At 65.6% G+C, this 21,897-nt stretch carries 24 protein-coding genes; 19 read left to right on the top strand and 5 right to left on the bottom strand.

The genetic code is table 11. The features are described from left to right. Positions 1-245 precede the first annotated feature (245 nt). The 6 genes from ACWRN3_RS10595 (at position 246) to ACWRN3_RS10570 (ending at position 5,851) form a co-directional block, all read left to right on the top strand. The gene (locus tag ACWRN3_RS10595; RefSeq protein ID WP_476740616.1) at positions 246-974 is read left to right on the top strand and encodes a YesL family protein; all 729 of its coding nucleotides are present in this window, start codon (positions 246-248) and stop codon (positions 972-974) included. Positions 975-1,037: 63 nt separating this feature from the next. Continuing rightward, positions 1,038-2,567: an extracellular solute-binding protein gene (locus ACWRN3_RS10590; protein WP_476740615.1), complete on the top strand. Its 1,530-nt coding sequence runs from the start codon at positions 1,038-1,040 to the stop codon at positions 2,565-2,567. Further along, on the top strand, positions 2,568-3,542 hold the full coding sequence (locus ACWRN3_RS10585) for an ABC transporter permease (protein ID WP_324643049.1): 975 nt from the start codon (positions 2,568-2,570) through the stop codon (positions 3,540-3,542). Between the two features lie 2 nt (positions 3,543-3,544). Further along, positions 3,545-4,417: a carbohydrate ABC transporter permease gene (locus tag ACWRN3_RS10580; RefSeq protein ID WP_324643047.1), complete on the top strand. Its 873-nt coding sequence runs from the start codon at positions 3,545-3,547 to the stop codon at positions 4,415-4,417. 34 nt (positions 4,418-4,451) lie between these two features. Next, positions 4,452-5,180 (top strand): rhamnogalacturonan acetylesterase, encoded by a 729-nt coding sequence (locus ACWRN3_RS10575; RefSeq protein WP_476740614.1) that lies wholly within the window; start codon positions 4,452-4,454, stop codon positions 5,178-5,180. Further along, complete coding sequence (locus ACWRN3_RS10570; RefSeq protein WP_476740613.1) at positions 5,180-5,851, top strand: DUF1961 family protein; 672 nt, start codon at positions 5,180-5,182, stop codon at positions 5,849-5,851. The genes ACWRN3_RS10575 and ACWRN3_RS10570 overlap by 1 nt, the downstream gene beginning before the upstream one ends. A 78-nt stretch (positions 5,852-5,929) precedes the next feature. Here ACWRN3_RS10570 and ACWRN3_RS10565 read toward each other — a convergent pair whose 3' ends face one another. Then, a complete protein-coding gene (locus tag ACWRN3_RS10565; RefSeq protein ID WP_324643042.1) occupies positions 5,930-6,496 on the bottom strand; it encodes an ABC transporter substrate-binding protein in 567 nt (188 codons plus the stop codon). A gap of 316 nt (positions 6,497-6,812) precedes the next feature. On the opposite strand from ACWRN3_RS10565, the gene ACWRN3_RS10560 reads away from it, so the two are divergent. Further along, positions 6,813-7,190, top strand: a complete 378-nt coding sequence (locus tag ACWRN3_RS10560; protein WP_159630810.1) for a DUF7793 family protein — start codon at positions 6,813-6,815, stop codon at positions 7,188-7,190. A 13-nt stretch (positions 7,191-7,203) separates the two neighbouring features. On the opposite strand, the gene ACWRN3_RS10555 is transcribed toward ACWRN3_RS10560, so the two are convergent. After that, a complete protein-coding gene (locus tag ACWRN3_RS10555; protein ID WP_476740612.1) occupies positions 7,204-8,226 on the bottom strand; it encodes a LacI family DNA-binding transcriptional regulator in 1,023 nt (340 codons plus the stop codon). 151 nt (positions 8,227-8,377) lie between these two features. On the opposite strand from ACWRN3_RS10555, the gene ACWRN3_RS10550 reads away from it, so the two are divergent. The 8 genes from ACWRN3_RS10550 to ACWRN3_RS10515 all read left to right on the top strand — a co-directional run bounded on the left by ACWRN3_RS10550 (position 8,378) and on the right by ACWRN3_RS10515 (position 16,642). Beyond that, complete coding sequence (locus tag ACWRN3_RS10550; protein ID WP_324643039.1) at positions 8,378-8,722, top strand: L-rhamnose mutarotase; 345 nt, start codon at positions 8,378-8,380, stop codon at positions 8,720-8,722. 132 nt (positions 8,723-8,854) lie between these two features. After that, on the top strand, positions 8,855-10,021 hold the full coding sequence (gene rhaI, locus ACWRN3_RS10545; RefSeq protein ID WP_476740611.1) for an L-rhamnose isomerase: 1,167 nt from the start codon (positions 8,855-8,857) through the stop codon (positions 10,019-10,021). Between the two features lie 7 nt (positions 10,022-10,028). Next, positions 10,029-12,065: a bifunctional aldolase/short-chain dehydrogenase gene (locus ACWRN3_RS10540; protein WP_476740610.1), complete on the top strand. Its 2,037-nt coding sequence runs from the start codon at positions 10,029-10,031 to the stop codon at positions 12,063-12,065. Then, positions 12,062-13,531 carry a rhamnulokinase gene (locus tag ACWRN3_RS10535; RefSeq protein WP_476740609.1) on the top strand — a complete coding sequence of 490 codons (1,470 nt, stop codon included), beginning with the start codon at positions 12,062-12,064 and terminating at the stop codon, positions 13,529-13,531. Before ACWRN3_RS10540 ends, ACWRN3_RS10535 begins: the two co-directional genes overlap by 4 nt. A 55-nt stretch (positions 13,532-13,586) precedes the next feature. Then, positions 13,587-14,606: an acetylxylan esterase gene (locus tag ACWRN3_RS10530; protein ID WP_476740608.1), complete on the top strand. Its 1,020-nt coding sequence runs from the start codon at positions 13,587-13,589 to the stop codon at positions 14,604-14,606. 302 nt (positions 14,607-14,908) lie between these two features. Continuing rightward, positions 14,909-16,024: a 3-deoxy-7-phosphoheptulonate synthase gene (locus ACWRN3_RS10525; RefSeq protein WP_476740607.1), complete on the top strand. Its 1,116-nt coding sequence runs from the start codon at positions 14,909-14,911 to the stop codon at positions 16,022-16,024. A gap of 156 nt (positions 16,025-16,180) precedes the next feature. After that, the gene (locus ACWRN3_RS10520) at positions 16,181-16,393 is read left to right on the top strand and encodes a helix-turn-helix domain-containing protein (RefSeq protein ID WP_043452394.1); all 213 of its coding nucleotides are present in this window, start codon (positions 16,181-16,183) and stop codon (positions 16,391-16,393) included. 150 nt (positions 16,394-16,543) lie between these two features. Further along, on the top strand, positions 16,544-16,642 hold the full coding sequence (locus ACWRN3_RS10515; RefSeq protein WP_003792170.1) for a 30S ribosomal protein bS22: 99 nt from the start codon (positions 16,544-16,546) through the stop codon (positions 16,640-16,642). A gap of 117 nt (positions 16,643-16,759) precedes the next feature. Here ACWRN3_RS10515 and ACWRN3_RS10510 read toward each other — a convergent pair whose 3' ends face one another. Further along, positions 16,760-17,578, bottom strand: coding sequence for an HAD family hydrolase (locus tag ACWRN3_RS10510; RefSeq protein ID WP_476740606.1), 819 nt, complete (start codon positions 17,576-17,578; stop codon positions 16,760-16,762). Between the two features lie 78 nt (positions 17,579-17,656). Here ACWRN3_RS10510 and ACWRN3_RS10505 point away from each other — a divergent pair, with 78 nt between their 5' ends. Together ACWRN3_RS10505 and ACWRN3_RS10500 are read left to right on the top strand one after the other, a co-directional pair. Continuing rightward, positions 17,657-17,911, top strand: a complete 255-nt coding sequence (locus tag ACWRN3_RS10505) for a glutaredoxin family protein (RefSeq protein WP_159630828.1) — start codon at positions 17,657-17,659, stop codon at positions 17,909-17,911. A gap of 10 nt (positions 17,912-17,921) precedes the next feature. Further along, positions 17,922-18,626: a redox-sensing transcriptional repressor Rex gene (locus ACWRN3_RS10500; RefSeq protein WP_159630830.1), complete on the top strand. Its 705-nt coding sequence runs from the start codon at positions 17,922-17,924 to the stop codon at positions 18,624-18,626. A 142-nt stretch (positions 18,627-18,768) separates the two neighbouring features. Here the strand turns inward: ACWRN3_RS10500 and ACWRN3_RS10495 are convergent, their stop codons facing one another. Then, positions 18,769-19,596, bottom strand: coding sequence for a hypothetical protein (locus tag ACWRN3_RS10495; protein ID WP_476740605.1), 828 nt, complete (start codon positions 19,594-19,596; stop codon positions 18,769-18,771). Positions 19,597-19,828: 232 nt separating this feature from the next. Further along, positions 19,829-20,377 carry a YceI family protein gene (locus tag ACWRN3_RS10490; RefSeq protein ID WP_476740604.1) on the bottom strand — a complete coding sequence of 183 codons (549 nt, stop codon included), beginning with the start codon at positions 20,375-20,377 and terminating at the stop codon, positions 19,829-19,831. Positions 20,378-20,591: 214 nt separating this feature from the next. Between ACWRN3_RS10490 and ACWRN3_RS10485 the strand changes: the two genes are divergently transcribed. Continuing rightward, positions 20,592-21,272, top strand: coding sequence for a histidine phosphatase family protein (locus ACWRN3_RS10485; RefSeq protein WP_476740603.1), 681 nt, complete (start codon positions 20,592-20,594; stop codon positions 21,270-21,272). A 35-nt stretch (positions 21,273-21,307) separates the two neighbouring features. Further along, the gene (locus ACWRN3_RS10480) at positions 21,308-21,886 is read left to right on the top strand and encodes a TlpA family protein disulfide reductase (RefSeq protein ID WP_159635196.1); all 579 of its coding nucleotides are present in this window, start codon (positions 21,308-21,310) and stop codon (positions 21,884-21,886) included. The last annotated feature ends 11 nt before the right edge of the window (positions 21,887-21,897 follow it).

The raw sequence follows: 21,897 nt of genomic DNA, 5'->3' as shown, positions 1-21,897 counted from the left end.
TCTGGCCACTGGCACCTGCCTTGGGGGCGCCGGCATCATGTGCGCGAGCGTCGAGGCAGCAAGCGCTTTCCACCTTTTAGTGTGCGGCAAAGAGGCGGCCCCAGTCCAGCTATGTAACGATTCAAAATTCGGCTTGACCGAGGACGGGCGGCGGGTCTACATTTTCGAGAAACCGATTACCAGCGTGATGCGGGGCACTTTCCGCTTCGCCTCTGCAACGATGGAGAACAGAAGGGAGCCGTGCCATGCTGTCCGGGACCTTCAGTGCGCGCGCCTACTCATTTTTTGACACGGTCGTATGGATTGCCGGCCTGAACCTGCTGTGGATTGCCTTTACCCTGCTGGGTTTTGGCATCTTTGGTGCGGGCCCGGCCACCGCCGCGGCACAGATTGCGGTGCGCAAGCGGGCTGCAGGCAATGCTGTTCCGCTGCTGCGGGAGTTTGCCTCCGCATACTTCCGCAACTTTGTCCGGGCCAACGCCCTGGCCCTCCCGGTCATGGCCATTGCGGCGGCCCTTGTCCTGAACTGGAACTATTTTTCCGGAGGCAGGGGAGTCCTGGCGCAGTTCATGGCCGTCGGCATCCTTGTTGCCGCAGTCTTCCTGGCGGGGGCCGTTTGCTACGTGTTCCCGATGTATGCCCGGTACGAGCTGACCTTGCCCCAGTACCTGCTGATGTCGTCCCGGTTCGCTGTGCGGCACCTGGCGGGAACGGTCATCCTGCTCTTTGTCTCCGCCGCGGTACTTTATGCCAGCAGTTGCCTTCCGGGCCTGGTTCCATTCTTCAGCATCGGGGCCTGGCTCTACCTCACCGGCTGGTTGTGTGACCGCTTCTTCGCGGCCAATGACCAGTCGGTGGCCGCGGCGGGGGGAGCCTGCCGCGCGCACCGCCCTCCAAGGGGCTCCCGCCGCCTGACATCCTTCGCCGCCCTGGTTGCTTCCGGTAGGCGCAACCTTGTGCGGACGCAGGAATGAAACGTATCAAAACCGTGGGCCAGCCAGCCCAACAAACCCCAAAGAAGTGGAAAAGGACGAAATATGATCCATCGCAAACTCTCCCTGGCCGCCGCCGTCGTAACTGCCACGGCGCTGTCCCTCACGGCCTGCAGTGGCGGGGACGCCCCGGCCGCGGACCTCACTTCGGTGTCCATCATGGCCCCGTTCCTGGAGGCCCAGCCGCCCGCAGCGGACGGTGCAGTCCAGAAGAAGCTGGAGGAGCTCACGGGCAAGCAGGTCAAGATCAACTGGGCGCCGAACGCCTCCTACGAGGACAAGACCAACATCACGCTGGCGGGATCCGACATCCCGCAGGTCATGGTGATCCAGGGCAAAACACCCGGCTTCGTCAAGAACGCCCAGGCGGGCGCGTTCTGGGACCTCACCGACAAACTGGACAAGTACCCCAACCTCAAGACCACTTTCCCGGACATCCAGAAGAACGCCAGCGTCAACGGCAAGGTGTACGGCGTTTTCCGGGGCCGCTCCCCGATGCGCGCGGCCGTCATGTTCCGGCAGGACTGGCTGGACAAGCTGGGCCTGCAGCCGCCTAAGACCACGGAGGACCTGTACAAGGTGGCAAAGGCCTTCACCGAGCAGGATCCGGACGGCAACGGCGTCAATGACACCTACGGCATCACCATCCCCAAGTGGGGTGCGCTGGGCACCAACAGCCCTTACGACCTGATCGAGGAATGGTACGGCGCCGGGAACCGCTGGACGGAGCGGGACGGGAAGCTCATTCCCAGCTTCGAGACCGACGAGTTCCTCGAGGCAGACCGGTTCATCAAGAAGATGGTTGACGAAAAGCTCATCAACCCGGACTTCGCCACCTTTGACAGCACGAAGTGGAACGAGCCGTTCTTCAATGGCAAGGGCGGCATCATCGTCGACGTCGATTCCCGCGTGAGCGTGCTCATCAACCTTTTCAAGCAGGCAGACCCCGCCAACTTCCAGGACAAGGTGGGCTTCGTGGGCAACCTCGAAGGCCCGGACGGCAAACTGCGCGCCCACCCCACCGACGGCTACTCAGGCTTCCTTGCCATCCCCAAGGCCAGCGTCAAGAGCGAGGCTGAACTGGACAAGGTCCTGGCCTTCCTCAACACCATGAACGGCAAGGATGTTGCGGTCCTGCTGAACAACGGCATCGAGGGCGTGAACTTCACGGTGGAGGCCGGCAAGGCGGCCACCATCAAGCCGGAGACGCCGGAGGGCAAGGCCGTCACCACCGACATTAAGAGCTACGCCCAGCTGGGCATGAACGTTGCCGGCAACCAGTTCTACCCCGTGAAGCAGGCCTCCGACTACGAACAGCGGGTCTTCGACAAGCGCACCGACGTCATGGCCGAAGACCTCAAGAGCGCCGTCTACAACCCGGCAGCGCCCTACGTTTCAGCCACCTACGTGGCCAAGGGTGCCCAGTTGGACAACATCGTGGCCGACGCGCGGATCAAGTACCTGGCCGGACAGATCGACGAACAGGGCCTCAAGGATGCCATCAAGCTGTGGGACACCAGCGGCGGCAACAAGGTCAAGGAAGAAATCAACAAGCTCTGGCAGGACAACAAGTAAATGGCAGCCCCTGTCATCGACACCCTCGCCGGGGAGCGGACGCGCAGGACCGCGCCCGCTCCCCGGAACGGGGGCAGGTTCTCCGTCCATTTCGCCCACTACAAATGGCTGTACCTGTTGCTGCTGCCCGGCGTGGTGTACTTCGCGGTGTTCCGCTACGCCCCCATGTACGGGGTCACCATCGCCTTCAAGGACTACGTGCCGTTCCTGGGCGTGAACGGCAGCCCTTGGGTGGGGTTCCGCAACTTTGAAGACTTCTTCGCCAACCCGGACTTCCCCCGGCTGCTGGGCAACACCCTGATCCTTGCCTTCCTGAACCTCGGGGTGGCCTTCCCGCTGACCATCATCCTGGCGCTGCTGCTGAACGAGGTCCGGCTGTCCATCCTCAAGCGCACGGTCCAGACGCTGGTGTACATCCCGCACTTCCTGTCCTGGACCATCGTGGCGTCGCTGAGCTTCCTGCTGTTTGCCCTGGACATCGGGCCGCTGTTCCAGTTCCTGAACAACGCCATGGGCACGCACATCGACTTCCTGTCAGATCCTGCCTGGTTCCGGCCATTGATCGTGCTGCAGGAGATCTGGAAGAACACCGGGTGGGGCACCATCATCTTCCTGGCCGCCCTTTCAACCGTGGACCAGGACCAGTACGAGGCCGCGATCATCGACGGCGCCGGCCGGTTCCGGCGCGTCTGGCACATCACGCTTCCGGCGATCCGTTCCACGATCATCGTGATGCTGATCCTGGCCATCGGGCAGATGCTCAACACCGGGTTCGAACAGATCTACCTGATGACCAACGCGCTCAACCGTGAGGTGGCGGACGTCTTTGACACGTACGTCTACTTCGTGGGCATCACCCAGGGCGCCTACAGCTACTCCACCGCCGTGGGCCTGTTCAAATCCCTGGTGGGCATTGTGCTGATCTTCGGCACCAACTGGCTGGCCAAGCGATTCAACCAGAGCGGACTGTTCTAGCCATGAAAATCCACAACACCCGCAGCGGCCGGATCTTTGACGCCGCCAACTACGTCTTCCTGTCCCTGATCGGCCTCATCACCCTGTTGCCCTTCGTGTACGTCTTCGCCGGATCGTTTGCCACCGAAGCAGAAATCACGCGCCGGGCATTCTTCGTCTGGCCCGAACAGTTCACCCTGGGCTCCTACGAATACATCTTCGCCACCCCGGCGTTCGTGCGCGCCCTGGTGACCACCATCCTGGTCACCGCGGTGGGCACGCTGGTCCAGTTGGCCTTCACCGTGACCATGGCCTACCCGCTGGCCAAGAAAACCCTGCGGGGCAGGAACGCCATCCTGTCCCTGGTGGTCTTTGCCATGGTCTTCTCCGGCGGCATGATCCCCACCTTCCTGCTGGTCAAGGACCTGGGCCTGCTCAACTCCTACTGGGCCCTGATCCTGCCCGCGGCCATCAACCCGTTCAGCCTGATCATCATCAAGAACTTCTTCCAGGAACTCCCTGCCGAACTGGAGGAATCGGCCAAGATGGACGGCGCCACCGAGATCGGGATCCTGTGGCGGATCCTGCTGCCCCTGTCCAAGCCGGTCCTGGCCACTTTCGCGCTGTTCTACGCCGTGGGAATCTGGAACGACTTCATGTCGCCCCTGCTCTACCTGAGCGACAACTCCAAGTGGACCCTCCAGATGTACCTGCGCCAGGTCACAGCGGCCTCGGACCTGCTGGGCACGGGCAACGTTGACCCCAACTACATCCCGCCGGAACAGGGGATCAAGTTCGCGGTGATCGTGGTGGCCACCCTGCCCATCCTCATCTTTTACCCGTTCCTGCAGAAGCACTTCGCCAAGGGCATGCTCATCGGCTCCGTCAAAGGATGACCCTGCCCGCGGGCATCAAAGGAAAAGAACCACTATGAAAATCCTGCTGGCCGGAGACTCCACCGTTGCCAACTGTCCCACGCACGAGTTCCCCATGAGCGGTTGGGGAGCGCAGCTGGCACCCCTCATCTTCACGTGGGGAACGGTACACAACTTCGCCAAGGGCGGCGCCGACACCGAATCGTTCCGCACGGAGGGGCTCTGGGCGGAGCTGCTCACCGCAGCAGGCCCGGGCGACGCCGTGCTCATCCAGTTCGGCCACAACGACCAGAAGAAGCCGCACCTGGCCGCCCGCACCGGTTACGCGGCCAACCTGCGAACCATGGTGGGGGAGGTGGGCGCCCGGGGCGCGGCGGCGGTGCTGTGCACCTCCGTGGAGCGCCGGCACTTCCTGGGCGGCGGGCACCCGGGCGAGGGACCGTCGTCGGACGTCCTTGCAGAGAGCCTGGAGGACTATCCGGAGGTGGTCCGTGAACTGGGCCAGGAGCTCGGGGTCCCCGTGGTGGACCTCAACGCGTGGACCCGGCACCTTTATCTCCGGCTGGGCCGGGAAGGATCCAGGGAGCTCTTCTGCCACTTTGCGCCGGGCGAGCACGCGCATTGGCCCGGTGGCCTGGCCGACAATACGCATTTCTCCCGGCACGGTGCTTCGCTGGTGGCCGGGGAGGTGGCCCGGCAGCTGCGCGGGCAGGGGTACGGGCCGGCTGGCATCGCGGAGCCGGCCAGTACCAAGGCAATGAGGACGACGGCGGGACGCGCCTAATGGGGGCCGCAGCGGTTAAGGAGCGGGTCCTCTACAGCAACCCGCTGGCTGGGCCCGGGGATGTGACTGGATGGGTAGCGGAAGGACCGTTGCGCCACGACAGCCACGAGGGTGCCCTGGAGCTGTCCGGCGCGCTGGACGACCAGGAGTTCGGCGACCACGCGCACTGGACGTTGTGGTGCCCGGTGGAATTTCCGGACGGCATCCGCATCAGCTGGGAGTTCCGGCCGCTGGCCGAGCCAGGCCTGGCCATGCTGTTCTTCGCGGCCACCGGACGCCGCGGGCAGGACCTCTTCAGTCCGGCCCTCGCGCCCAGGACGGGCCACTACCCGCAGTACCATTCGGGCGACATTGACGCCCTGCACGTCTCCTATTTCCGGCACAAATACCCGTCTGAGCGGGCGTTCCGCACCTGCAACCTGCGCAAGAGCGCGGGTTTCGAACTGGTGGCGCAGGGCGCGGACCCGTTGCCGCCCGCGGAGGACGCCACGGACTTCTACCGCCTGGAACTGGTGAAGGACGGGCCCCTGGCAGCGTTTTCCATCAACGGGCTGCTGCTCTTCGAATGGCAGGATCCGTCGTCGAAGGTGCTCGGCGGCGGCCGGATTGGTTTCCGGCAGATGGCCCCGTTCCGGGCAGCCTACCGCAACCTCGTGGTCACAAAGCTGTAGCACCAAAGAGAAGATGGGCGGCCCCGGAGGGCCGCCCATCGTGTCGCTGCAATAGCCGCTTGTTGAACTACCGTAAAACTAGAGTCCCAGCAGCCGGTTGAGCAGGTTCGCCAGGCCGCTGAGGCCATTGCCGCCGTCAAGGAGCCCGGTGACCGCGCACAGAAGGTTGCCGACGAGTTTGCCCGCCCCCGACTGCGCAACAATGTCCAGGACAACCTGGTTCAGGTCGACATTGAGCCCCAGGACGTCCAGGTGCAGCGGCCCGAGGACCAGGTTCACGATGTCGCAACCGCCTCCTGCGGCCGTCGCGGCGTTGGTGGTGGGGGCCGCAGCAGCCGTGGTGGTCACGGTCTGGCTCACCGGAGTGGCCACGCCGGCAAGATCGGTGAGGGTGCCCTGCACCAAGCCGGTGACGGTCAGCCGGCCGTCCTGGACGCTGAAATTGGACGGCGTAAACGAGCCGACGAAGGTACCCACACCGTCAATGGTCTGGTTGATGCTTCCAGTGACGTTGGCTGCTTGTGATGACTGGGACGCGGCAGAAGGAGCCGCGGGTGCTGCTGCCGTCGCCGGGCCTGCCATGCCGAAGAGCATGGCGCCGGAGAGGGCAATGGCGGTGACAGAGGCTGAGACCTTGGTTCGCATTTTCGGTAAATCCTTTCAGCGCCGGGTTGCGGCGCAATGAATCCCCCGGCATTCCGCCCCCATGGAGAACCCCGGCGGAACTGTTTATTTCAAATGCAGTGCATTTCAGATGCAGCCCTCGCGGGCCGCGACGCGCGGCGTAGGAACGTGATCCAGGCCACGGGCACATCGACCAACGTATTAGTAAGTATGCTGATGAGTTAAGCTGGCCGTGGGCAGCACGTGAGGTGGGAGAGCGGCCGGCCGGCGGCTGGGCGCTCCGGTGCTGGTGCAAGATAGAGGGGTTGAGGAACTGCCCACTGGAGGGAGGCGGGGTATGGAGCCCGTAATGGTCGACGGCGGCAAGGGAACCGTGGAACTGAGCGCGGACGGCGTCATCCACCTCATGTGGGAGCCCAAAGTCCGGATAGAAGTCGAGGATGCGCAGGCGGCGATGGCTGCGGTGAACCGCATAGCAGGGGACGGCAACTATCCGATGCTCGTGGACATGGCCACCACGGAAAACGTCAGCATCCAGGCGCGCTCAGTGTTCTCCATCCCGTGCGCCGCCAACCGCATTGCCCTGCTTGGGTCGAGCCCTGTGGACCGGATCATCGCCAACTTCTTCCTCGGCGTCCACAATCCGCCCTGCCCCACCCGCTTCTTCACGTCCCGGGACGAATCCATGAAGTGGCTGCAGCAGACGGGAAAGTAGAGCGCCCGGCTGATCAGCCGGCGCCCGGCGCGGCCGTGCTCTGCCGGACCACCAGCTCCGGCGTGAACACCACAGACCGGTGGACGGGATTCTGGGACTCCACCTCTTCGGACAGCAGTTCGATGGCCGTCCGGCCCAGCAGCTGGGTGGGCTGGCGGATGGAGGACAGGGGAACCACCGCGGAGACGGCAAAGTCGATGTCGTCATAGCCAATCAACGCCACGTCCTCGGGGATCCGGAACGTGTGCGTCATGGTGAGCGACTGCATGACGCCCAGGGCCAGGAGGTCGTTGGCGCAGAAAATCCCCTCGGGCAGTTCAGTCCGCCCACGCTCCACCAGCATGTCGCCCACGCTGCGCCCAGCCAGGACGGTCTGCCCTTCCGCATCCAGCACCTCGAGGCTGGCGTCCGGCTCCTCCTTCACGGCCCGCTGGGCTCCCTGGAGCCGGTCCGCGACCTGCCGGATGGACGTGGGACCGCCAACAAAAGCCAGCCGACGGCGGCCGGTGTCCAGCAGGTGCCGGGCAGCCAAGTACCCGCCGGCGTCGTCATCCACGGCAACCGAGCTGAACTTGGACTCGTCAGCCAGCCGGTCCACCAGGACCGTTGGCACGCCGCGCTCGCGGAGGAGGTCCAGCCTTTCCGTTACATCACCCACCGGGGAGATGAGCAGGCCCTGCACGCGCTGCTCCTGGAAGAGGTCAATGTAGTTCCCCTCCCGGCCGGCGTTGTGGCCGCTGTCGCCCAGCAGGACGGCGCTTCCCTGCAGCGCCGCGGCGTCCTCCGCCGCGCGGACCACCGAGGTGAAGAACGGGTTGCCGACGTCCAGGACAATGAGTCCGATCGTGCGGCTGTGGCCAACACGGAGTTGGCGGGCGGCATCGTTGCGGACAAACCCCAGTTCGTCGATGGAGCGCAGGACCCGTTCCTTCGTCCGGTCGGACACCCGGTCGGGATAGTTGAGGACATTGGACACCGTCCCCACGGCCACGCCCGCGTGGGTGGCCACGTCCTTGATACTGGCTGTGCGGTTCATCGATTCTCCGTGCCGACATTCCCACTGCGGGAGCTACCGCGCGGGAAATCAAAAGTTTCTGCCATTGCTTGACACCTGCTCAAATCCAAGAGTACTTTGAATCGTACCAATGAAACGATTCAAAACTTTATGAAGTTTGAGGGGTGTCCGCATGAGGGTGTGTTTCCGTTCCTCGGTCCAGCCGGCGCTGATCGATGAATACCGGCGCAGGCACGCCGCAGTGTGGCCGGAAATGCTTGACGCCCTCAAGGAGGCAGGCTGGCACAACTACTCCCTGTTCCTGGGTGGGGACGGGCTCCTGGTGGGGTACGTGGAGTGCGACGACTTTGACGCCGTCCGTGCCCGCATGGCCCTGACGGACGTGAACGCCCGCTGGCAGGCTGAGATGGCAACCCTTTTCGAGGACTCCGGCCAGGCTCCCGACGAAGGGTTCCAGGTGCTGGAGGAAGTCTTCAACCTGGACAGCCAGCTGGCGGCACAGCACCCCGCAGGCTGACGGGCAGGACCGGACGCAGGACGCAGGACCACCGGGGCACCGGAACAGCAGGCAACTGCCGGCACGCAGGCTCCAGCAGCGGGGCACCAACCAAACGCATCAGACAGACGCTCAACACCGGAAAGAACCATCATGAATGACGTAGCAACGGCGCTGGGCAGGCTCGGGGAGCTTGCCATCGAGGTCCCTTCGTGGGCCTATGGAAATTCGGGTACGCGGTTCAAGGTTTTCGGCACGCCCGGCACGCCGCGCACGGTCCAGGAGAAGCTGGCGGACGCCGCCAAGGTCCACGAGCTGACCGGCCTGGCCCCCACCGTGGCACTGCACATCCCGTGGGACAAGGTGGACGACTACTCGGCCCTGAAGGAGTATGCGGCCGGCCTGGGCGTGGGGCTGGGCACCATCAACTCCAACACCTTCCAGGACGACGAGTACAAGTTCGGGTCCCTCACCTCTTCCAACCCGGCCGTCCGGCGCCGGGCCATCGACCACCATCTCGAGTGCATCGACATCATGCACGCCACGGGTTCGCAGGACCTCAAGATCTGGCTGGCGGACGGCACCAACTACCCGGGCCAGGATGACATGCGCGGCCGCCAGGACCGGCTGGCCGAGTCGCTGCAGGAGATCTATGCGGCCCTGGGAGATGGGCAGCGCCTGGTGCTGGAGTACAAGTTCTTTGAGCCGGCGTTCTATCACACCGATGTGCCGGACTGGGGTAGCTCCTATGCCCAGACCCTGGCCCTGGGGGAGAAGGCGTTCGTTTGCCTGGACACCGGCCACCACGCGCCGGGCACCAACATCGAGTTCATCGTGATGCAGCTGCTGCGCCTGGGCAAGCTGGGTTCCTTCGACTTCAACTCCCGCTTCTACGCCGACGACGACCTGATCGTGGGTGCCGCCGACCCGTTCCAGCTGTTCCGCATCATGCACGAAGTGATCCGGGGCGGAGGATACGGCAAGGATTCGGGCGTGGCGCTGATGCTGGACCAGTGCCACAACCTGGAAGAGAAGATCCCAGGCCAGATCCGTTCGGTGCTGAACGTGCAGGAAATGACGGCCCGTGCCCTGCTGGTGGACACCGCAGCCCTGGCCGAAGCACAGCGCGCCGGGGATGTCCTGGCCGCCAACGGCATCTTCAACGATGCCTTCTACACCGACGTCCGGCCCATCCTGGCCGAGTGGCGTGAATCCCGCGGCCTGCCCGCGGACCCGCTGGCCGCCTTCAAGGCCAGCGGTTACCAGAAGAAGATCAATGAGGACCGCGTGGGCGGCCAGCAAGCCGGATGGGGCGCCTGATTCAGCTATGACGAACAAGACTGTTGAAGACCTGATTTCCCGTTCCAACCGCCTGGGTGCGGACAAGCGGAACACCAACTTCGCCGGCGGCAACACCTCCGCAAAGGGCACCGACAAGGATCCCGTGACGGGCGAGGACGTCCAGCTGCTGTGGGTCAAGGGCTCCGGCGGTGACCTGGGCACGCTGAAGGCCGGGAACCTTGCGGTGCTGCGGCTGGACCGGCTCAACGCGCTCAAGAACGTCTACCCGGGTGTTGAGCGTGAAGACGAGATGGTGGCCGCGTTCGATTACTGCCTGCACGGCAAAGGCGGAGCCGCCCCATCGATCGATACCGCCATGCACGGCCTCGTGGACGCCGCCCACGTGGACCACCTGCACCCGGACTCCGGCATCGCCATTGCCACGGCCGTGGACGGCGAGGCGCTGACCACCAAGATTTTCGGCAACAAGGTGGTGTGGGTGCCTTGGCGCCGGCCCGGGTTCCAGCTGGGCCTGGACATCGCCGCGATCAAGGACGCCAACCCCCAGGCCATCGGGACCATCCTGGGCGGCCACGGCATCACCGCCTGGGGCGCCACCAGCGAAGAAGCCGAGCAGAACTCGCTGTGGATCATTGAGCAGGCCGAGAAGTACATCCGGGACAACGGCAAGGCCGAGCCCTTCGGGCCCAAGCTGCCCGGCTACGGCGCCCTGCCCGAGGCAGAGCGGAAAGCCAAGGCCGCAGCCCTGGCACCCGTGATCCGCGGCCTGGCCTCCACGGACAAGCCGCAGCTGGGGCACTTCAGCGATGACGCCGTCGTCCTGGACTTCCTGGAGTCCGCGGAGCACCCGCGCCTGGGCGGCCTGGGGACCTCCTGCCCGGACCACTTCCTGCGCACCAAGGTCAAGCCGCTGATCCTGGACCTGTCCGCGGACGCCTCCATCGAGGACTCGATCTCACGGCTCACAGAACTCCACACTGCCTACCGCGAGGACTACCAGGCGTACTACGACCGGCACGCGGACGAAAACAGCCCGGCCCTGCGCGGCGCGGACCCGGCCATCGTGCTGGTGCCAGGCGTGGGCATGTTCTCCTTCGGCGCCAGCAAGCAGACCGCCCGCGTGGCTGGCGAGTTCTACCTCAACGCCATCAACGTGATGCGCGGCGCCGAGGCCGTCTCCACCTACGCCCCGATCGAGGAATCCGAGAAGTTCCGCATCGAGTACTGGGCGCTGGAGGAAGCCAAGCTGGCCCGGATGCCCAAGCCCAAGTCCCACGCCACCCGCATCGCGCTGGTCACCGGTGCGGCGTCGGGCATCGGCAAGGCCATCGCCACCCGGTTGGCGTCCGACGGCGCGTGTGTCGTCATTGCCGACCTCAACCTTGAGAACGCACAAAAGGTCGCCGAGGAACTTGGCGGTGCCGACGTCGCGATTGGTGTCCAGGCCGACGTGACGGACGAAGCCCAGGTTTCCGCCGCGATCGACGCCGCGGTCCTGGCCTTCGGCGGGGTGGACCTGGTGGTCAACAACGCCGGCCTGTCCATCTCCAAGCCGCTGCTGGAAACCACCGAAAAGGACTGGGACCTGCAGCACAACGTCATGGCCAAGGGCTCGTTCCTGGTGGCCAAGGCCGCGGCGAAAGTCATGATCGCCCAGGGCATGGGCGGGGACATCATCTACATCTCCTCCAAGAACTCCGTGTTCGCCGGCCCGAACAACATCGCCTACTCCGCCACCAAAGCAGACCAGGCCCACCAGGTGCGCCTGCTCGCGGCCGAACTGGGCGAGCACGGCATCCGGGTCAACGGCATCAACCCCGACGGCGTGGTCCGCGGCTCCGGAATCTTCGCCGGCGGCTGGGGCGCCAAGCGCGCCGCGGTCTACGGCGTGGACGAGGAAAAGCTGGGCGAGTACTACGCCCAGCGCACCCTGCTCAAGCGCGAGGTCCTGCCCGAACACGTGGCTAACGCAGCCGCCGTGCTCACCAGCAACGAACTGTCCCACACCACCGGCCTGCACATCCCCGTGGACGCCGGGGTGGCGGCAGCCTTCCTGCGGTGAGTACGTTGCCAGGCGATGCCGACGGCGGGGTGTTTGCCGCGGTCGACATCGGCGCCTCCTCCGGGCGCGTGATCCTGGGCCGCGTGTCCCGGGACGGGGTGGCGCTGGAAACCGTCCACCGCTTCCCCAACGGCGTGGTGGAGCGCGACGGAGGCCTCCGCTGGGACTTCGACGCCTTGTTCGCGGAGGTGCTCGCGGGACTGCGGGCGGCCGCTGCGGCGGCGGCAGCCCGTGGCGAAAAGATCGGCAGCATTGGCATCGACACCTGGGCGGTGGACTACGGGCTGGTGGACAGCGCGGGCAAACTCGTGGCGCAGCCGTACAGCTACCGCGACGACCGCAGCAGGACCGCCGTCGCGCCCGTCCACGCCAAGCTGGACCCGGCGCGGCTGTACCAAACCACGGGGCTGCAGTTCCTGCAGTTCAACACGATCTACCAACTGGCCACCGAGAAGAACCTGGTCGGGCTGCAGGCCCTCCTGATCCCGGACCTGATCGCGTTCCTGCTCACCGGAGTGCGGCGGACCGAGGCCACCAACGCCTCCACCACGGGCCTGTTTGACGCCGTGGCCGGGGAATGGGCCACCGAATTCTTCGCGGCGCTGGGACTGCGGAAGGACCTGTTCCCGCCGCTCATCCAGCCTGGGGAAACCTACGGAAACCTCCTGCCGGACATAGCCGCGGCCGTGGGCCTGCCCCGTGAAACCACAGTGGTGGCGGTGGGCTCGCACGACACTGCCTCCGCCGTCGTGGCCGTTCCTGCCCGGGATGGCGCTTTTGCCTACATCTCCTCCGGCACGTGGTCCCTCGTGGGGCTGGAATTGAAGCACCCCGTCCTGACCCAGGCCAGCCGGGAAGCGAACTTCACGAATGAACGCGGCGTGGACGGCACCATCCGCTACCTGCGGAACGTGGGCGGCCTGTGGCTGCTGAGCGAATGCCAGCGCACCTGGGCCGGTGAAGGCTACCAGCCCGACCTGGCCTCCCTGCTCGCCGCCGCCGCGGCATTGCCTGCCGGCGGTCCCCAGGTCAACGCGGATGATCCCTTCTTCATTGCCCCGGGCAATATGCCGGAGCGGATCCGGGCGGCGGCACGGCGCACCGGTGACGTGCTGCCAAATGATCCCGCGGCCATCACCCGCTGCATCATGGACAGCCTCGCCGCCGGATACGCCAGGACCATCACCGCAGCGGAACGCCTCGCCAACCGTGAAGTGGACGTGGTGCACGTGGTGGGAGGGGGTTCCCAGAACACCCTGCTGTGCCAGCTCACCGCCAACGCCACCGGGCGCCCGGTGGTGGCCGGACCCGTCGAAGCCACCGCCCTGGGCAACGTCCTGGTCCAGGCCCGTGCTGCCGGGGCCGCCACCGGCGGGCTGCCGCACCTGCGCGGAATCATCGCCGCCGGAACTAGGCTTCGGCGCTTTGAACCACTCATCAGCGTGCGCCACCGATCCATGCAGTAGAAATAGAGAACTCCACCGCGGGCCTGCGGACCAACCGACACAGAACAGGACAACGATGCCCCTCTTCGATCTGCCCCTGGCCGCGCTCCGCAGCTACACCTCCGATGTCACACCGCCCGGGGACCTGGCTGCCTTCTGGGACGCCACCCTGGACGAAGCGCGGACCTTTCCACTCGACGCGACCTTCGAACCGGTGGATAACTACCTCACGGTGATCGATACCTTCGACGTCACCTTCTCCGGCTTTGGCGGCGCGCCCGTCAAAGGTTGGCTGCACCTTCCCGCCAACCGGGAGGCAGGCGTCCGGCTGCCGGTGGTGGTGAACTACATTGGCTATTCCGGCGGCCGCGGCCTGGCCAACCAGGACACCCGGTGGGCGCAGGCCGGGTACGCACACTTCATCATGGACACCCGGGGCCAGGGGTACGGCGGCGCGCTGGGGGACACCGCGGATCCCCACCCGTCCGCCGGGGATGTGGCGCACGCAGGCCTCATGACCAGGGGCATCACCAGCCGGGAGGACTACTACTACCGCCGCGTCTATGTGGACGCCTTCCGCGCGGTGGAGGCCGCCCAGGCCCACCCCGCCGTCGATCCTGCCAAAGTGGTGCTGGCCGGTGTCAGCCAGGGCGGCGGGCTGGTGGTGGCCACGGCGGGGCTCACTGCGGGACGGCTCGACGGCGTCATCGCCGCGCTGCCCGACGTCCCCTTCCTGCAGGACTTTCCCCGCGCCATCGACATCACTCCCCGCGGGCCCTACCCGGAGATCGCCCAGTTCCTGGCGCGGCACCGGGACCGCTACGACGCCGCACTTAGCGTCCTGAACTATTTCGACGGCGTCAACCTGGCCCGCTGGGCCACGGTGCCGGCGCTGTACTCGGCTGCGCAAATGGACGACATTTGCCCGCCGTCCACGGTGTTCGCCAGCTACAACGCCTACGCGACCGGCACCGACGCCTCATCGGCCACCGGTGCCGTGAAGGACATTGAGGTATACAGGTTCAACAACCATGAGGGCGGCCAGGAACACCACTGGATCCGCCAGCTGCAGTTCCTGCGCAAGCTCCTGGGGTAGGCGGCGGCAAACCCGGGGTTGTTCGCGGATCCTTGCCTTGTGCGTTCGGAGCCGCGAACAGGCCTGGGACGGAATGTGACGCAACCGATTTTGCGGCCGCCATATGCCGGGTTTATGGTCTCTTCCATGACTAACCGTTGGTATGCGTATTTTTCGTTGGCTCTGGAGGGGCCCGCGTCTAACTGACACGCATCCAACTTCCTTCAGAGCCAACAGGGCAGAGATCATTCTCTGCCCTTCGCCGTTTCTCCGGCGGGTTCTGAAATCCGGGCCCGCTTCCCATCTGGAACAGGACCCCGAACATGAGCACCGCAACAGCAGCCGCCCCCGCCACCAAGTCAACATCCAACCTGCGCGTCAGCGAATTCACTGCGCTGCCGGCACCTTCGGCGCTTCTCACCAAACTGCCGCTGGGCGACCGGGAGGCCGCCGTCGTCGAACGCGGACGCGACGAGGTGCGCGCCATCATGGACGGCGTGGACGACCGCCTGCTGGTCATCGTGGGACCCTGCTCCATCCACGACCCCAAGGCAGGGCTGGAGTACGCCCGCCGGCTGGTCAGCCAGGCCGAGAAGCACAAGGAAGACCTGCTGATCGTCATGCGGACCTACTTCGAGAAGCCGCGCACCACGGTGGGCTGGAAGGGCCTGATCAACGATCCCCGGCTGGACGGCAGCCACGACATGGTCACCGGCCTGCGCACCGCAAGGCAGTTCCTGCAGCAGGTCACCGCGCTGGGCCTGCCCACCGCCACTGAATTCCTGGAGCCGATCAGCCCCCAGTACATGGCGGACCTGATCTCCTGGGGAGCCATCGGTGCCCGCACCACCGAGAGCCAGATCCACCGCCAGCTGGCTTCCGGGCTCTCCATGCCCATTGGCTTCAAGAACGGGACCGACGGCGGCCTGCAGGTTGCCATCGATGCCTGCGGTGCCGCCGCGGCAGCCCAGGCCTTCCTGGGGATCGACGGCGAAGGCCGGGCCGCGCTGGTGGCAACGGCCGGAAACCCCGACACCCACGTGATCCTCCGCGGCGGCCGGAAGGGCCCCAACTACTCAGCGGCCGACGTCGAACGCGCCTCCACCGAACTGGCGGGCAAGGGGCTCAACCCCCGCCTGATCGTTGACGCGAGCCACGCCAACAGTGGCAAGAGCCATCACCGGCAGGCTGAGGTGGCGCTGGAAATCGGTGCCCAGCTTGAGGAAGGCGGCGCGGCGGCCCGGGCCGTGGCCGGTGTGATGCTGGAAAGCTTCCTGGTGGGCGGCGCCCAGAACCTTGACGTTGATCAGTACGCCGCGGGACGGGCGGAACTGGTCTACGGCCAGAGCGTCACCGACGCGTGCATGGACTGGGATGTCTCCGCTTCTGTCCTGGAGCAACTGGCGGCATCGGCGCGGAAGCGGCGGCAGCAGAATTAGGGGGTGAAATAGGGGAGGCCACTACTTTCACATCTGCCACATGAACATCTACAGTATCTATTTAAGGTGGTTGGTGGATGGCTCAGCATCGGAACACCGCATTGGCACGTACCTGGGGTCACTGTTGTCCATCCGTCAGCAAAGGAAAATAGGGAAATGTCGGCAGAACAGAACTTCTCCAACGCGAAGTTCCTGACCGTGGCTGAAGTAGCTGAGGTCATGCGCGTCTCCAAAATGACTGTTTACCGCCTGGTTCACTCCGGCGAAATGCCCGCGGTGCGCTTCGGCCGCTCCTACCGGGTCCCCGAAAACGCCGTCGAACAGTACCTCAAGGGTGCTGTTGTGGACGGCCACACCGAGACCGCCTGAGGGGCCTGTCCTGAGCCGCTCCCGATAAGCGGTACCCTGTTAAGGAACGTTTTACGTCATTGTAAGAATCTGTCAGTTGTTCAGTTCGTAGCTTTGTCCGCGGACATTCCCCATCAGGCAGGTACTGCATCTAGTTTGTAAGGAACTTTCGTGGGTTCAGTTATCAAGAAGCGTCGCAAGCGTATGGCCAAGAAGAAGCACCGCAAGTTGCTTCGCAAGACCCGTCACCAGCGCCGCAACAAGAAGTAGAGATACTTCGAACAGCGTGGAAATGCCCGCCGCCTTCCAAAGGCGGCGGGCATTTTTTTGTCTCAGGGTAGTGGCTGGAGGCTTTTGCCTGCACGCTCTTGCCTGCGGTGGGGTGGGTTATGCCCGTGGGCCGCGGATGCGGGCGAAGCCCTTCCAGAGGCCGTAGACAGCGCCGCCGAAGGTTGCCGCCTTCAGGCCCAGGGTGGCGGCGCGGCGGCCCGCGCGGAAATCATAAACGGGCCAGTTCCGGTCACGGGCGTGGCGGCGGAGCTTGGCGTCCGGGTTGATGGTCACGGGGTGTCCCACCAGTGACAGCAGCGGCACGTCGTTGTAGGAGTCGCTGTACGCCCAGCAGCGCTTGAGGTCCAGGCCCTCCTGGTCCGCGATGCCCTGGACCGCTACGGCTTTGGCCGAGCCGTGCAGGATGTCCCCCACCAGGCGGCCGGTGTACATCCCGTCCGACACCTCACCCACTGTCCCGAGCGCTCCGGTCAGCCCCAGGCGGGTAGAGATGACTGTTGCCACTTCAATAGGGGTTGCCGTCACCAGCCAGACGCGCCGGCCCACCCGGAGGTGCTGTTCCGCCAAGGCCTTGGCACCCGGCCAGATCCGGGACGCGATCATCTCGTCGTAGACCTCTTCGCCGAGGGCCTTGATGTCGTCAACCGTGATGCCGGCGGCGAGCGTCAGGGCCGAATCACGTACCGCATGGACGTCGTCGATATTCTCACCGCGCGCCACGAACTTGAACTGCTTCCACGCGAATCCGGCCGCCTGGGCAAGGGTGAACGCGCCGCGCTGGTGCATCTTCCGCGCCACGTGGAAGAGGCTGGCCCCGCGCATCAGGGTATTGTCCACATCGAAAAACGCCGCTTCACCGGGCTGCGGCGCAGCAACCGGCCGCGTGACGACGGCGACGTATTTCTCCTGGGGCATGGACTTGAGTCTAGTCAATCCACTCGCTGGGCGCCGTCGGCGTCACCCGCACGGCGCGAACGGCGATACCGTTAAGCCATGGCTACCCCCCGCGTCGTCCTGGTCACCAAAGCTGACTGCCACCTTTGCGAGGAGGCGCGCGACGCCGTCGGCCGGGTCACTGCCTCGTTGGGCCTCACCTGGAGCGAAGAGCTGGTGGACAACCAGCCCGAACTGCGGGAGCGTTACGCCGAAGAGATCCCCGTGGTCCTGGTTGACGGGGTGCAGCGCGACTTCTGGAAGATCGACGAAGCCCGGCTGGAACGCGTCCTGCAGCGCGCCATGGCCAATTAGGGGGATGCGAGTGACGTCCTTGGATTCAACGTCCCAGCCTGTCCCGGGCATCCCTGATGCCGCGGGTGCACCGGCAAAGCAGATTCCCCCTGCTGCCGTGGCGCGGTTGACCCTGTACCTCCGGGCCCTGAACACCCTGCTGGCCGAGGGTGTTGAGCGCGTCTCCTCCGACTCTTTGGCGGAAGCCTCCGGCGTCAGTTCCTCAACGCTGCGCAAGGACCTGTCCCACGTGGGGTCCTACGGCACCAGGGGAGTGGGGTACGAGGTCCAGTACCTCAGCCGCCACATTGCCGCGGCACTGGGGCTGACGCATGACTGGAAAGTTGCGATCGTCGGAGCCGGAAACCTGGGCAAGGCGCTGGCGCGCTACGGCGGCTTCGAATCGCGAGGCTTCGATGTGGTGGCCATCTTCGACGCGGACCAGATGGTGGTGGGCAACGAGGTGGGATGGCTGCGGGTCAGCGACGTGGCGGACCTTGAGACCGTCCTTCACCGCACCGGGGCCAACATGGTGGTACTGGCGCTTCCTGCGGCGGTGGCGCAGGGCATCTGCGACCGGGTCGTGGCGGCGGGCGTGCACAGCGTGCTCAGCTTCGCACCGGTGATGCTCCAGGTTCCGGAAGGGGTCAACCTCCGCAAGGTGGACATGGCCACGGAGCTGCAAATCCTCGCTTACCACGCCCAGCGGGCGCAGGCGCCGGGGCAGACAGCCTAGGGGCACGGTTTAAACGCGGCGGGCCCGGGGGGGGGGCCACCCCGGGCGCCCCCGGGGGGGGGGGGGGGGGGGCGGCGGCCGGGCCGCGGCGGCGGGCGCCCCCCCCCCCCCCCCCCCCCCCGCTGCGTTCTGTGGTTGGTGGTCAGCGCCCGTAAGGGTTGCCGAAGCCGCCCGAATACGGGTTGGCGAAGGGCTGCTGCTTCCGGAAGTAGGGGGCAGCGGCAGGGAGGTAGAGCAGGACGATGGCGGCGATTCCCAGGACAGTCCCGATCGTTGCGAGGGAGGGGATTCCGAACAGGCCAAGGACGGACAGCGCTGCGAACACGGTTCCGAGGATGCGTGCCCAGTTCTTGCCCTTGCGGATGAAGAAGGCCACCAGCAGGTAGAGGGCGGCACCGATGATGCCGAAGACCACCAGGGAGCCGGCGATGAAGGGCTTGATGTCGTCGTAGGTGATGCCCGCCCCGCTGGCCCGGACCTGCTGTTCAAACTCCTGCCGGAACTGCGGGGCATCCAGCTGGGTGAGGTTGATGAGGATGGAGACGACATAGATCGCGGTGGCCGCGATCAGCAGCCAGAACGCGATGTTCACCAGCTGGGGGATGCCGTTGCTGCCGGCCGGCTGCGGCTGCTCAGAGGGATACTGGCCGTAAGGGGACTGGCCATACGGCGACTGGCCGTACTGGGGTGCATTCTGGCCGTAGCCCGGGGACTGCGGAGCATTCTGCCCGTACGGGGAACCGTACTGCGGCGCGTTCTGCCCGTACTGCGGCGCTGCCGGCGGCTGGGAACCGTACTGGGGCTGGTTCTGCCCGTACTGGGGAGCGTTCTGGCCATACTGCGGCGCGTTCTGGCCGTAGCGGGGCTGCTGCGGTCCGGGCTGCTGGCTGCCGGACTGGCCGTTCCCTGGCTGGCCATTGCCGGAGTGGGGGTCTTGGGGCGCGGGAGGCGGGACGGGAGGAGTACTCATGGCGTTCCTTCTGCAGGTCGGGATCCAGGTAGGCTGCCGGGAATCGGTCCTCAGCCTTCCCCCCAGCGTGGCTTAAGTCCACCGTACCCCCGGCGGGTGGAGTTGTGGGTGATTCATGTGGGATCCACGCCCGCGGCCGGCAGGTGAACCCGTGGGCAAGGGCCGTTGTTAAACACGGCACCCCGGTGCCGGGCCGGGATGGCCTGGTACCGGGGTGCCGTGAACGCGAAACTTATGCTGCGGGGGCGATGAAGGCCAGTTCCAGGTTGATGGCAACCTTGTCGCTGACCAGCACGCCGCCGGCCTCGAGGACGGCGTTCCAGGTCAGGCCGAAGTCCTTGCGGCTGATGGTGGTCTCGGCGGTGAGGCCGGCGCGGGTGTTGCCGAACGGATCGACGGCCACACCGTGGAGCTCGGTCTCGAGGGCCACGGGACGGGTGACGCCCTTGATGGTGAGGTCGCCCTGGAGCTCGTAGGCGTCGCCCTTGGGGACGATCGCGTTGGAAACGAAGGAGATTTCCGGGAACTTCTCGACGTCGAAGAAGTCTTCGCCGCGGACGTGGCCGTCGCGGTTGACGTCGCCGGAGTCGAAGCTGGCGGTCTTGATGGTGGCGTTGACCTTGGAGTCGGCCACGTTTTCGGCGAGGTCCAGGGTGGCCTCGGCTTCCCTGAACTGGCCGCGGACCTTGCTGATGCCCGCGTGGCGGACGGTGAAGCCGATCTCGCTGTGGGAGTTGTCCAGGGTCCAGGTGCCGGTGGTGACGTCTGCGGGAAGTGCCATGATGTTGCTCCTTGGGGTGAATGCTGCTGTGGTCGTGAGGTTGAAACTTCATCGGTTGAAATCTCAACTAACTTGCTGCATCCAGTATAAACATGCGTTTGCATCTTTTGTTCCCGGTTGCGGAACATTTCTTCAGAAACTTGAGTTCTACTCTTTGTAGAAAGCACGGCCGGAAGATTTCGGATCGCACGCCATCTTTGAGAAACTGGTAAACATGCCCCAAGCCACTGTCCATCTGCTCCGCCACGGCGAGGTCCACAATCCCGACGGCGTTCTCTACGGACGGCTCCCGGAATTCCACCTCTCCGAACTGGGGCAGGAGATGGCCCGGATGCTTGCCGAACACTTCCGCGAGCGCGCCGAGCGCGGCGCCCGGATCACCTACCTGGCCGCCTCGCCGCTGGACCGTGCGCAGGAAACCGCGCGGCCGACGTCGGAAGCGCTGCACCTGCAGATCCACACCGACGGGCGCATCATCGAAGCGGAAAACTACTTCGAAGGCATGAAGGTCACCAAAGCCGAACTCCGCCGGCCGCGGCACTGGCCCCGCCTGGTCAACCCGTTGCGCCCGTCATGGGGCGAGCCGTACAAGCAGCAGGCCGCGAGGGTGGCGGCTGCCGTCCAGGACGCCCGGCTGAAGGCCATCGAACTGGCTGCCGGCGACTTCGGCGCCGCAGGGCCCGAGGCCATCCTGGTCAGCCACCAGCTGCCCATCTGGGCCGCACGGCTGAGCGCGGAGGGCCGGCCGCTGTGGCATGACCCGCGCAAGCGCGAGTGCACCCTGACATCCGTCACGTCCCTGGTGTTCGACGACGACGGCTCGCTGGTGCGGGTCGGGTACAGCGAACCTGCGGCGTCCCTTCTTCCCGGTGCCGCCAGCACCCCTGGAGCCTAGCAGTGAGCAACAGCAACCTTCCCTCGCGCCGCAGCATGCTTGCAGCAGGCGGCATGGCCTTGACCGCGCTGACCCTTGGCCTCTCCGGTTGTGCCCAGGAGGATGCGCTGGCCAAGCAGGCCAAGGCGGGAGACAACAAGAACTACGTTGCTGGCGACGGCTCCGTGACCGAGTTCGCCGCCGGGGACCGCAAGGAAGCCGTACAGATCCAGGGTGCGCTCTTCAGCGGCGCCGCCGTCACCCCGGCCGACTTCCAGGGCAAGGTCAGCGTCCTGAACTTCTGGTTTGCCGCCTGCGCCCCCTGCCGCGTGGAAGCGCCGCTCCTTGAGGAACTGCACCAGGAGTTCAAGGACCAGGGCGTGCAGTTCTTCGGCGTCAACCTCCGGGACGAGAAGCCCACGGCAGAGGCTTTCGAGAAAACCTTCAACCTGACCTACCCCAGCTTCGACGACAAGGACGGCGGCGTCCTGCTGTCCGTGTCCGGCCTGGTGCCGCCCGGTGCCGTGCCCACCACCCTGGTGCTGGACAAGCAGGGGCGGGTGGCCTCCCGCGTCCTCGGCGAAATCGAGAAGGGCACCCTGAAAGCCCTCATCACCGCCGCCGTGGCGGAATAGGGACAGGCCGG

It is taken from the genome of Pseudarthrobacter sp. rb, from assembly GCF_056389225.1.
The sequence above is the reverse complement of the archived record's forward strand: the minus strand, read 5'-3'. Positions and strand labels throughout refer to the sequence as shown.